This window comes from Yinghuangia seranimata (assembly GCF_029953285.1).
Lineage (GTDB): Bacteria > Actinomycetota > Actinomycetes > Streptomycetales > Streptomycetaceae > Yinghuangia > Yinghuangia seranimata.
In genome coordinates, this window is the sequence record NZ_JASAOI010000024.1 from 119,667 (window position 1) to 131,271 (window position 11,605).

Genomic DNA, 11,605 nt, shown 5'->3' on the forward strand with positions numbered 1-11,605 from the left:
TCTTCCCATGGTTCCAGAGGTCGGCCCGGAGCGGGGAGCCGCTGGTCCGGTGCGTCGGCCCGGCGGCTAATTCGGTGTGGGCCGGTCGGGGCGGCTGCGACACTGGGGGCATGAGTACCTTCAAGACCCGACTCCAGGCCGACCTGACCGAGGCCATCCGCGCGCGTGACGAGCTGCGTTCCTCGACGCTGCGGCTCACCCTGACCGCGGTGACCAACGAGGAGGTCGCGGGCAAGGAGGCCCGGCAGCTGTCCGACGACGAGGTCCTGAAGATCGTCGTGCGGGAGGCCAAGAAGCGCCGCGAGGCCGCCGAGGCGTTCGACCAGGGCAACCGCCCCGAGCAGGCCGCGCGCGAGCGCGCCGAGGGCGAGGTGCTCGCCGAGTACCTGCCGCAGCAGCTCGGCGACGCGGAGCTGGCGGAGATCGTGCGGGCCGCGATCGCGGAGACCGGCGCCTCGGGCCCGTCCGCGATGGGCCAGGTCATGAAGGTCGTGCGCCCGAAGGTCGGGGACCGCGCCGAGGGCGGCCGGATCGCCGCCGAGATCAAGGCGCAGCTGGGGTCCTGACCCCGTCCCCCGGAAGGGGGCCGCAACACGACGCCGGGGGCGGTACGCGAGTCGCGTACCGCCCCCGGCGCCTTTTGTGCGGACCGCCGTGCGGCTACTGCCCGTTGGGGTTGCCCGGGCCGCCCGGGCCGCCGGGGCCACCCGGGTTACCCGGGTTACCCGGACCGCCCGGCCTGTTCTGGTCGTCCGGCTTCGGCGGGTCGGCCGGCTTGGGGTGCTGGTCGACCGGCGGCGGGATGGCACCGCCCGGCGGCGGCGTGAAGTACGCCTTCGGCTGCCCGGCCAGCGCGGTGGTCATCGCCTTGTTCCAGATCGGACCCGGCACCGTGGAGCCGTACACCGGCGACACCCGCTTGCCGCCGATCATGATCGGGCCGTCGTCGGGCTCCATCGTGATCGGCTTCTGCGGGTGGCCGACCCACACCGCGGTGGACAGCTGCGGCGTGTACCCGACGAACCACGCGTTCGTCTTCTTGTCGGTGGTACCGGTCTTGCCCGCGTTGTCGCGGCCGTCCTTCAGGCCGACCTTCTGGCCGGTGCCGCGCTCGGTGACGCCGGCCAGCAGGGCGTTGATTATGTCCGCGTTCTCGGGCTTGATCAGCTGGCGGCAGTTCGCGCCCGGTACCGGCAGCTTGGTGCCGTCGAGGCGGGTGACCTCGGTGATGGCGATCGGGGCGCAGTACTTGCCGCGCGCCGCGAAGGTCGCGTACGCGTTGGCCATGCTCAGCGGCGTCACGGTCTGCGAGCCGAGGGTCATGGACGGCGCCTGCTCGAGCGGCTTGCCGTTGCCGAGTGTCACGCCCATGTTCTGCGCGAGCGTCGCGACCGGGCAGATGCCCATGTCCTTCTCGAGCATCACGAAGTACGTGTTGATCGAGTTGGCGAGCGCGGTCTGCATGTCGTAGGTGCCGAACTCGGTCTTCGACTCGTTCTTCAGGCCCTGCTTGCCGTCCCAGCCGTTGCCCTTGACCTTGCTGCCGTCGCACGTCGAGAAGTTCTGGTCGTCGAACTTCATGATGTACGTCTCGGTCGTGTACTGCTGGCCGGCCTGGAAGCCCGCCTCCAGCGCCGCCGCGGCCGTGATCGGCTTGAACGTCGAACCCGGCTGGAAGCCGAGCTCGGAGCCGCCCATCGGCTTGCCCACCGAGTAGTTGATCACCGTCTGGTTCGCGGCGTTGTCGAAGCCGTACGGCCGGCTCTGCGCCATCGCCTTGATCTGCCCGGTGCCCGGCTCGATCATCACGACCGCGTCCGCGACCTCCTCGGTCTGCAGCACGCCCTCGGTGGCCGCCTTGTACGCGGCCTCCTGCATCTTCGGGTCGAGCGTCGTCTTGATGCGCAGGCCGCCGGCCCGCCACAGCGCGTCGCGCTCCTCCTTGGTCTTGCCGAAGACCGGGTCGTTCTTGACGACGCGCTCGGCGTAGTCGCAGAAGAACGCCGACCCGTTGACCTTGTCGGAGACGATGCAGCCGTTGGGGAGCGGCTGCGGCTTGAGGTTGAGCTCGGTGGCCTTGGCGGCGTCCGCGTCCGCCGGGCTGATGATCTTCAGCTCGGCCATGCGCGCGAGCACGATGTTGCGGCGCTCCTTGGCGGCGTTCGGCGCGGCGATCGGGTCGTACTTGGTCGGCGCGTTGACGACGCCGGCCAGCAGCGCGGCCTCGGGCAGCGACAGGTCCTTCGCGTGCTTGCCGAAGTACCGGTACGACGCGGCCTCGATGCCGAACGCGCGCTGTCCGAACGGGATGATGTTGAGGTACTTCTCCAGGATCTGCTCCTTGGTGAAGCGCTGCTCCATCCCGATCGCGTACTTGAGCTCCTTGATCTTCCGGGAGAGCTCCTGCTTGGTCGCGTCGGCGACCTTCGCGGGGTCGTCGCCGGCGAGCTCGACGAAGATGTTCTTCACGTACTGCTGGGTGAGGCTCGACCCACCCTGGACGTCGCCGCCCGACTGGTTCTTCACGAGCGCGCGCAGCGTGCCCTTGAGGTCGATCGGGCCGTGCTGGTAGAACCGCGAGTCCTCGATCGCGACGATCGCCTGCTTCATGATCGGGGCGACCTGGTCGATGCCGACGAGGATGCGGTACCGGTCGTACAGCATCGCGAGCTGGTTGCCGTTGGCGTCGTAGATGTACGACGGCTGCGCCAGGTAGGGCGCCTCGAGCTCGTTCGGGAAGTCGTCGAAGTTCTCGGCCCCGGCCTTCGCGGCCAGTCCGAGCCCGCCCACGATCGGCAGCGCGATGCCGGCGAGCAGCGCGCCCGCCAGTACCGCGGCTCCGATGAACGCGGCGATCCTGCCGGAGAAGCCTATGAAGGACGGCGGGCGCCCGGGGCGGCGACCCGGAGAGCCGGGGCGGGATTTGCCGGAGGGGGTACGAGCCATGCGCCAAAGACTACGTGGCGAAACCTCCGGCACGGCGGAGGGACTTCGCCTACTCTGTAACAGAAGCCGGGGGACAGCTCCCCTCGCCTTGTTCACCCTTTCGAGTGAATTCAGGCCAAGGCGGGAGCTACCCGGCACGCGCCCGGCATCCGGCCCGCCGGCATCGCCCCAGGTCGCGCAAGAGTTTTCACCCGGACGGGTGGGCCCATATTTGCGCATAGTCCGTCCGGGTCATTGATGACTGCCCAGTAGGGGCTGTTGCGCGCGCCCGTCTTTTCGTAGCGTCCTGCTTGGCAACGGGATTTCCCGTCGCCGCCGTAGGGGGAGCCTCGAATCGGGAGAGGACGGCACCAGCATGAGCTGGGTTACCGACTGGAACGCCCTGGCCGCGTGTCGCGCCAGCGATCCGGATGAGCTGTTCGTGCAGGGGGCGGCCCAAAATCGCGCGAAGGCCGTGTGTACCGGATGCCCGGTGCGCACCGAATGTCTGGCCGACGCCCTCGACAATCGCGTCGAGTTCGGGGTCTGGGGAGGTATGACGGAACGCGAGCGGCGTGCGCTGCTCCGACGCCGGCCGACGGTCACCTCGTGGCGCCGGCTCCTGGAGACCGCTCGTGAGGAGTACGAGCGGGAGATCCACGCCGACTACCACGAGAACATCGGCCTGCGAGCCGCGGGCTGACGCCCGTTCAGAAGGCCGCGTGACGGTCGGTGTGGCACCGGCACGCACAGCAGTACCGAACAACAGCACCACAAGGCACCACCCCGCGGATGCGGCGGCACCGCGGCGAACCGCCGACACGCACCTCTGGTCCACCGGGCCCGGGAGTCAGGCCCCGGCTCGGGGACCACGGTGCGGCGCCGGTGCGGTACGCCACGGCCTCCGTCGACCTGCGGGCACCACGCGCGGCACCGCCATGCCGCGTCGATCCCGCACGGCTCAGGCCAGGTGCTGCCCGATCGCCCGCAGCCCCTCCAGGTCGTGCACGTCGCCCGGCAGCGCCGGCACCTCGACCACCGGCACGTCCGGGTGGATCGACGTGAAGCGGGTGCGCACCCGCTCCTCCCGGCCGATCATCCGCAGCCGTTCCGCGTGCAGGGTGAGCAGCCCGGCGACCAGCCGCAGGTCCTCGGCCGACGGGCCGTCCTCGGCGGGCTCGTCGGCCCCTTCCTCCTGGTCGTACGCCAGCTCGATCAGTGTCTCGGCGGCCGCCGCGCTGCGCTCGGCCGACAGCTGGGCGGCGCGGGTCTCGTGCACGCGGTTGAGTACCAGCCCGGCGAGCGGCATCGACTCGGCGTCGAGGCGTTCGACGAAGTAGGCGGCCTCGCGCAGCGCGTCCTTCTCGGGCGCGGCCACCACGAGGAACGCCGTGCCGTTGGCCTGGAGCAGCTTGTAGGTGGCGTCGGCGCGCTTGCGGAACCCGCCGAAGGTGGTGTCGAGCGCCGCGACGAAGGTCTGGATGTCCTTGAGCAGGTGCGTCCCGACGACCTTGCTGAGCGCGCCCGTCATCAGTCCGACGCCGGCGGACAGGAACTTCAGCGCGCCGCGGCCGCCGACCTTGGCGGGCGCGGACAGGATGCGGATGAGCCGTCCGTCGAGGAACGAGCCGAGCCGCTGCGGCGCGTCGAGGAAGTCGAGCGCGGAGCGGCTGGGCGGGGTGTCGACGACGATGAGGTCCCACGAGCCGCCGCCGTGCAGCTGCCCGAGCTTCTCCATCGCCATGTACTCCTGCGTGCCGGCGAAGCTGGAGGACAGCGACTGGTAGAAGGGGTTCTCGAGGATCTGCCGGGCGCGCTCGGGGTCCGCGTGCTGTTCGACGATCTCGTCGAACGTCCGCTTCATGTCGAGCATCATCGCGTGCAGGCTGCCGCCCTTGGTCCGGTCGACGCCGGGCACCTTGCGCGGGGTGTTGTCGAGCTCGGTCAGACCCATCGACTGGGCGAGCCGGCGCGCCGGGTCGATGGTCAGCACGACCACGTCGCGGCCGCGTTCGGCGGCGCGCAGCGCGAGCGCCGCGGCGGTCGTGGTCTTGCCGACGCCGCCCGAGCCGCAGCACACCACGATGCGGGTGTCCGGGTCGTCGATCAGCGGGTCGACCTCCAGGGCCGGGCCGCCGGCCGGGGAGCGGTCGGTGGTGCGGTCCGCGGCGCGCTCGGCACCGCGTCGGACGCCGGTCATGCGACCCCCTGTTCGCGCAGCGCGTCGGCGAGCCGGTACAGGCCGCCGAGGTCGACGCCGTCGGCCAGCAGCGGCAGCTCGTACATCGGCAGCCCGAGCCCGCGCACGGTCGCGCGCTCCTGGGTCTCGAGGACGATCCGGCCGGCGTGCTCCTCGGCCTCCTTCAGCAGCGCCGCGACGAGCGCCTTGGTGGGCCGCACGCGCGCGGCGCGCAGCCCCGCCTCGAGGAGCTCGGCGTTGAGCGCGCGGCCGGTGTCGGTCTCGTCGTCGGCGTGCAGCGGCGGCCGGGCCATGTTGACCACCACGCCGCCGACCGGCAGCCCGGTGCCGGTCAGCTCGGCGACGCCGTCGACGGTCTCCTGCACCGGCATCTCCTCCAGCAGGGTGACCAGGTGCACCGCGGTCTCGGGCGAGCGCAGCACGCGCATGACGGCTTCGGCCTGCGAGTGGATCGGCCCGAACTTGGCGAGCCCGGCGACCTCGGTGTTGACGTTGAGGAACCGGCTGATGCGGCCGGTCGGCGGCGCGTCCATGACCACCGCGTCGTAGGCCCACACGCCCTTGACCCGGCGGCGCACCGCCTCGCACGCCTTGCCGGTCAGCAGGACGTCGCGCAGGCCGGGCGCGATGGTGGTCGCGAAGTCGATGGCGCCGAGCTTCTTGAGCCCCTTACCGGTGCGGCCCAGGTGGTAGAACATGTCGAGGTAGTCGAGCAGCGCTTCCTCGGGGTCGATGGCCAGCGCGTAGACCTCGCCGCCGCCCGGCGCCACCGCGATCTTGCGTTCCTCGTAGGGCAGTTCGGCGGTCTCGAAGAGCTGGGCCAGGCCCTGCCGGCCCTCCACCTCCACCAGCAGCGTCCGCTGGCCGCCGTGCGCGAGCGCCAGCGCGAGGGCCGCCGCGACGGTGGTCTTGCCGGTGCCGCCCTTGCCGCTGACCACGTGCAGGCGGACACCCTCCCAATCGGTGTCCGCGCCGGCCGCGCGGGGGCTGTCGTGCTGGGTCGCCTGGCTCACACAGTCGAGACTAACCATCTCCGCCGGGACGAACCGCGCGCGGTCGGCCGGGGTGACCCGCGTCACGCGGCGGGCGGGCCGCCGCGGGGCACGGGCCGACACCGGCCGACGCGCGCGTGGGGGTGCGGATCAGGTCACCGTCGCCCGGACCGCGAACCGCGGGTCGCGGTGCGCGCCGGTCGCGAGGATGTCGCCGAGCACCGCCGCGGCCTCGACGACGTCGGTGTAGGAGACGTACAGCGCGTTGAAGCCGAAGCGCAGGATGTCCGGCGGCCGGATGTCGCCGATGACGCCGCGGTCGATGAGCGCCGCCATGATCGGGTGCGCCTCGTCGTGCCGGACGGCGACCTGGCTGCCGCGCCGGGCGTGCTCGCGCGGTGTGGCGACCTCCAGGCCGAGCTCGTCCACGCAGGCGATGAACAGGTCGGTCAGGGCGAGGCTCTTGGCGCGGATCGCGGCCGTGTCGGTCTCGGCGAAGACCCTGACCGCCGCCTCCAGGGCGAGCATGTTGAGGAGCGGCGGGGTGCCGATGCGGGCCCGCGAGATGCCGTCGGCGGGCCGGTAGCCGGGCTCCATCGCGAACGGCTCGGCGTGGCCGTGCCAGCCGGTGAGCGCCGGGTCGAAGACGTCGTGCAGGCGCCGGGCGACGTACAGGAACGCGGGCGCGCCGGGGCCGCCGGACAGGTACTTGTAGGTGCAGCCGACCACGAAGTCCAGGTCGTGCGCGTCGGCGTCGATCGGGACGGCGCCGACGGTGTGGCACACGTCCCACAGCACGAGGGCGCCCGCGTCGTGGGCCGCGCGCGTGATGCCGGGCAGGTCGCGCAGCTCGCCGGTGCGGTAGTCGACGTGGTTGTACGCGACGACCGCGACCTGCGCGCCCTCGGCGGCCAGCACGCCGGCCACCTCGCCCGGGGGGACCCGGCGCACGGTGGCCCCGGACATGCGGGCCACGGAGTCGAACAGGTAGCCGTCGGTGGGGAAGCTGTCCGGGTCGGTCAGCACGACCGTGCGCCCGGGCCGCATGCGCAGCGCCGCGACCATGGCGTTGAACAGCTGGACGGACGTCGAGTCGCCGCACAGCACCTGGTCCGGCGCGGCGCCGAGGACCGGCGCGAGCGCGGCCCCGACCCGGGTCGGCGCGTTCCACCAGTCGTTGGCGTTCCACGAGCGGATCAGGTCGACGCCCCACTGGCGGTGCACGACGTCGTCGAGCGCGCCGGGTACGTCGTCGGGCAGCGCGCCGAGCGAGTTGCCGTCGAGGTAGACGACGCCTTCGGGGAGGCGGAAGCGCTTGCGGAGCCCGGCGAGCGGGTCGCGGGCGTCGAGTGCGGCGGCGTGTTCGCGGGAGGTGTCGGGCACGGTCGGGTCCTCGTCGCTCCGGGGCGGATGGCGGTCCGGGCCGCCCCGGGCGGAGGCGGCCGTGGTCGGCGGGTCAGATGACGGCGGTACGCATTGTCCACAGGTCGGGGAAGACCCGGTCGCGCACGGTCCGCTCCAGCCACTCGGCGCCGGACGACCCGCCGGTGCCCGGCCGGTTGCCGAGCGCGCGCAGCGTCGCGGCGAGGTGCCGCTCGCGCCAGCGCGTCCAGCGCTCCGACAGGTCGGTCAGCGCCTCGCCGAGGTCGCGCAGGTCGGCGTGCTTGGTCCCGGTCGCGTAGACCTCGGCCCAGGCGCGCTCCACGTCCGGGTCGGCCTCGTAGGGGCGGGTCCGGTCGGCGGTGAGCTTCGCGGCCGGGACGGGCAGTCCGCGGCGGTGCAGCGCGCCCAGCGCGGCGTCGTACAGGCTCGGCGCGTGCAGCGCCGCCTCCAGCTCGGCGTGCACGGCGGGCACGCCGGCGTACGGGCGCACCGCGGCCTCGCGCTTGAGCCCCAGCAGGAACTCCAGCTCGCGGTACAGGTGCGACTGGAACCCGGACGCCTCGCCGAGCGCCTCGCGGAACGCGCCGAACTCGGCGGGGGTCAGCGTGGCCAGCAGGTCCCACGAGTTCACCAGGACGTCGGTCTGCCGCACGCTGCGCCGCAGCACCCGGCTGGCCTCGACGACCTCGTCGTCGGCGAGCAGGTCGCGCGCGACCGTCCACTCGTGCTTGAGCAGCGCGAACAGCAGCTCCATGACCTGCGACGCGATGAGGAACGACACCTCGGTCGGCTCCTCGGTGCGCGGGTGCTGCAGGCTCAGCAGCTCGCCCAGGCCGACGTAGTCGGCGTACGGGGGCGCGCCCGCGTAGGCCGTGCGCGGCCCCTGCGGACGCGCGTCGGCCGCGGCGTCGCCGCCCATTCCCATCGGGCACACACCGGACATACCGACAGCATCAGTCGTTGCGCGGACCATCGCCGAGCCACCTCCTTGCGGTGCCCTTATCGAAGCGCCGGTCCCCACCCGGAGGGAATGGGCGATCAACGGCGATATCGCCCGATCGTCTTACGATGGGAAAAGAAAAGCCGACTATCCCTGTCGATCGAAAAGGTGTCCTGCCGATGCCCCCGACGGCTCTCGACGCGACCGACCGGCGGCTGCTCGCCGAGCTCCAGAGCGACGCCCGCGCGTCCTACAACGAACTGGCCCGGCGCGTCGGGCTCTCCCCGCCCACCGTCGCCGAGCGCGTCCGGCGCATGGAGCGGGCCGGCGTCATCACCGGCTACCACGCGCACGTCGACCCGGCCGCCGCCGGACGCGGCGTCGTCGCGCTCGTCCGGATGAACTGCTACGGCCCTCTGTGCCTGCTGCGCCGCGACGCGGACGAGGTCCGCGACTGGCCCGAGCTGCTGCAGCTGCACCGCGTCACCGGGGACGCGTGCTGCCTCCTGATGGTCGCCACCCCGACCATGCACGACTTCCAGGCCCTGATCGACCGGCTCGCCGACCACGGCACGCCGTCCAGCACGATGGTCCTGTCGAGCCCCGTCCCGTGGCGTGCCGTCGACTCCCCCGAGCCGCGTTAGAGTCCCGTCCCATGAAGAAGTGGGAGTACTTCACCGCGCCGTTGCTGATCCACAACACCAAGCAGATCCTCGACACCTTCGGCGAGGACGGCTGGGAGCTGGTCCAGGTCGTGCCTGGCCCCAACCCGGAGAACCTGGTGGCGTACTTCAAGCGGGAGAAGCAGTCGTGACCGCGGATTTCGTCCACCCCGAGGACCGGCTCGCGCAGCTGGGCCTGACGCTGCCCGAGGTCGCCGCGCCGGTCGCGGCGTACGTCCCGGCGCTGCGCACCGGCAACTACGTCTACACCGCCGGCCAGCTGCCGATGGTGGACGGCAAGCTGCCGATGACCGGCAAGGTCGGCGCCGAGGTGACCGCCGAGGACGCCAAGGCCCTCGCGCAGCGCTGCGCGCTCAACGCGCTCGCCGCGGTCAAGGCCGAGATCGGCGACCTCGCGTTGGTGCGCCGCGTCGTCAAGGTCGTCGGCTTCGTGGCCAGCGACCCGGGCTTCACCGGCCAGCCGGGCGTCATCAACGGCGCCAGCGAGCTGCTCGGCGAGGTCTTCGGCGACGCCGGTCGGCACGCCCGCAGCGCGGTCGGCGCGGCGGTCCTGCCGCTCGACGCCCCGGTCGAGGTGGAGCTCGTCGTCGAGGTCGTGTGACCCCGCGGCCCCGCCCGTCCGCCCCCGAGCGCGACGGGCGGGGCAAAAACCTGACGGTCTGTCGGATTGTCTCGACGCCGCGTAGCATCCGCGCATGACCATGCCGGAGTCCTGGATCGCCCGCGCCCGCGGGGTGCTCAGCGGCGAGTACGTGCCCGTCGAGCCGCGCCGCGCCGCCACCGTCGTCCTGCTGCGCGAGCACCCGGACGGCCCCGAGGCGTACCTGCTGCGACGCCACGCGGGCATGCAGTTCGCCGCGGGCATGTACGCGTTCCCGGGCGGCGCGGTCGATCCGCGCGACGCCGACCACGAGGTCGCGTGGGCCGGCCCCGCGCCCGAGGTGTGGGCCGGGCGGTTCGGCACCGGCCCGGCCGAGGCACGGGCGATCGTCGCGGCGGCGGTGCGCGAGACGTTCGAGGAGTCCGGCGTGCTGCTGGCCGGCCCGGACACCGACTCCGTCGTCTCCGACACCACCGGCGACGACTGGGAGGCCGACCGCGCCGCGCTCGTCGACCGCACGCTCGGCCTCACCGAGTTCCTCGACCGGCGCGGCCTCGTGCTGCGCTCGGACCTGCTGGGCGCGTGGTCGCGGTGGATCACCCCCGAGTTCGAGGACCGCCGCTACGACACGTGGTTCTTCGTCGCCACGCTGCCCGAGGGGCAGCTCACCCGCGACGTGTCCGGCGAGGCCGACCGGGTCACGTGGGCCCGCCCGGTGGACGTGCTGGCCCGGCACAAGGCGGGCGAGCTCGGCATGCTGCCGCCGACCATCGAGACGCTGCGGAACCTGTCGGCGTACGCCACCCCCGCCGACGCCCAGGCCGCCGCGGCCGACCGGCCGCTGGCCCCGACGATGGCCGAGCCGCGCTTCGAGGGCGACCGGCTGATCATCGAGTGGCCCGGCATCCCGGACCCCTTCGGCACGGCCTGAGGGCCGGTCGGGGACACTCGGCTTATGGACTCCTACCGCCTTCCGGGTGACCCGCGCGAGGTCGTCGCCGGACCCGCGACCGCCCGCGCGACCTGCGTCCTGGCCCCGAACCCGAGCCCGATGACGCTGGACGGCACCAACACGTGGCTGCTCGCGGAGCCCGGCGCCCGCGAGGCGCTGGTCGTCGACCCGGGCCCGCTGCACGAGGGCCACCTGCGGGCGGTGCTCGCGCAGGCCGAGCGGCAGGACGTGCGCGTCGCGCAGATCCTGCTGACCCACGGCCACCCCGACCACGCCGAGGGCGCCGCGCGGCTCGCCGAGCTGGCCGGCTGCGGCGTGCGGGCGCTGGACCCCGCGCACCGGCTGGGCGACGAGGGCCTGGCGGACGGCGACGTGCTGGACACCGGCGGCCTGGAGCTGCGCGTGGTGGCGACGCCGGGGCACACCAGCGACTCGCTGTCGTTCGTGCTGCCCGCCGACGACGCCGTGCTGACCGGCGACGCGGTCCTCGGGCGCGGCACCACGGTCGTCGCGCACCCGGACGGCACCCTCGGCGCCTACCTGGACTCGCTGGCCCGGCTGCGCGCGCTCGTCGACGCCGGGGACGTCAGCCGGGTCCTGCCGGCGCACGGCCCGGTGCTGGACGACGCGCGTGGCGTCGTCGAGTTCTACCTGGAGCACCGCAGGCAGCGGCTCGCCCAGGTCGAGGAGGCCGTGGCGCTCGGCGACCGCACGGCACGCGAGGTCGTCGAACGCGTGTACGCCGACGTCGACCCGGGCCTGTGGTGGGCGGCGGAGATGTCGGTCCGCGCCCAGCTGGACTACCTGCGCGAGCGTGGCGCGGCCTGACCGGCCGAACACGCCGGAGGGGGGGGGCCCCCCCCCGGGCCCCCCCCCCCGGGGGGCGCCGGGGGGGGGGGGCGGGGGGGGGCAGGCGGTCGCCGTGGGGC

Annotated in this window: 12 protein-coding genes; 7 read left to right on the top strand and 5 right to left on the bottom strand. The window is 73.1% G+C overall.

Annotated features, from left to right (window positions below):
* The first annotated feature begins 110 nt into the window (after nt 1-110).
* Nucleotides 111-566 (top strand): GatB/YqeY domain-containing protein, encoded by a 456-nt coding sequence (locus tag QI554_RS17230; RefSeq protein ID WP_281470866.1) that lies wholly within the window; start codon nt 111-113, stop codon nt 564-566.
* A gap of 94 nt (nt 567-660) precedes the next feature.
* Here QI554_RS17230 and QI554_RS17235 read toward each other — a convergent pair whose 3' ends face one another.
* Nucleotides 661-2,946: a transglycosylase domain-containing protein gene (locus QI554_RS17235; protein ID WP_281470867.1), complete on the bottom strand. Its 2,286-nt coding sequence runs from the start codon at nt 2,944-2,946 to the stop codon at nt 661-663.
* Nucleotides 2,947-3,301: 355 nt separating this feature from the next.
* Between QI554_RS17235 and QI554_RS17240 the strand changes: the two genes are divergently transcribed.
* A complete protein-coding gene (locus QI554_RS17240) occupies nt 3,302-3,628 on the top strand; it encodes a WhiB family transcriptional regulator (protein WP_281470868.1) in 327 nt (108 codons plus the stop codon).
* Between the two features lie 258 nt (nt 3,629-3,886).
* On the opposite strand, the gene bagB is transcribed toward QI554_RS17240, so the two are convergent.
* The 4 genes from bagB to QI554_RS17260 form a co-directional block, all read right to left on the bottom strand.
* Nucleotides 3,887-5,125, bottom strand: a complete 1,239-nt coding sequence (gene bagB / locus QI554_RS17245) for an ATPase BagB (protein WP_281470869.1) — start codon at nt 5,123-5,125, stop codon at nt 3,887-3,889.
* Entirely contained in the window at nt 5,122-6,069 is a 948-nt protein-coding gene (gene bagA / locus QI554_RS17250) for an ATPase BagA (protein ID WP_281470880.1), read from the bottom strand. The genes bagB and bagA overlap by 4 nt, the downstream gene beginning before the upstream one ends.
* 198 nt (nt 6,070-6,267) lie before the next feature.
* Nucleotides 6,268-7,500 (bottom strand): kynureninase, encoded by a 1,233-nt coding sequence (kynU, locus tag QI554_RS17255; protein ID WP_281470870.1) that lies wholly within the window; start codon nt 7,498-7,500, stop codon nt 6,268-6,270.
* A gap of 73 nt (nt 7,501-7,573) precedes the next feature.
* Complete coding sequence (locus tag QI554_RS17260) at nt 7,574-8,443, bottom strand: tryptophan 2,3-dioxygenase (protein ID WP_281470871.1); 870 nt, start codon at nt 8,441-8,443, stop codon at nt 7,574-7,576.
* A gap of 176 nt (nt 8,444-8,619) precedes the next feature.
* On the opposite strand from QI554_RS17260, the gene QI554_RS17265 reads away from it, so the two are divergent.
* The 5 genes from QI554_RS17265 (at nt 8,620) to QI554_RS17285 (ending at nt 11,504) form a co-directional block, all read left to right on the top strand.
* Complete coding sequence (locus QI554_RS17265; RefSeq protein WP_281470872.1) at nt 8,620-9,084, top strand: Lrp/AsnC family transcriptional regulator; 465 nt, start codon at nt 8,620-8,622, stop codon at nt 9,082-9,084.
* An 11-nt stretch (nt 9,085-9,095) separates the two neighbouring features.
* The gene (gene sp36, locus QI554_RS17270; RefSeq protein ID WP_231773247.1) at nt 9,096-9,254 is read left to right on the top strand and encodes a Sp36 family protein; all 159 of its coding nucleotides are present in this window, start codon (nt 9,096-9,098) and stop codon (nt 9,252-9,254) included.
* Nucleotides 9,251-9,724, top strand: coding sequence for a RidA family protein (locus tag QI554_RS17275; RefSeq protein ID WP_281470873.1), 474 nt, complete (start codon nt 9,251-9,253; stop codon nt 9,722-9,724). Before sp36 ends, QI554_RS17275 begins: the two co-directional genes overlap by 4 nt.
* A 94-nt stretch (nt 9,725-9,818) precedes the next feature.
* A complete protein-coding gene (locus QI554_RS17280) occupies nt 9,819-10,655 on the top strand; it encodes an NUDIX hydrolase (protein WP_281470874.1) in 837 nt (278 codons plus the stop codon).
* Between the two features lie 24 nt (nt 10,656-10,679).
* Nucleotides 10,680-11,504, top strand: a complete 825-nt coding sequence (locus QI554_RS17285) for an MBL fold metallo-hydrolase (RefSeq protein WP_281470875.1) — start codon at nt 10,680-10,682, stop codon at nt 11,502-11,504.
* Nucleotides 11,505-11,605: the final 101 nt, after the last annotated feature.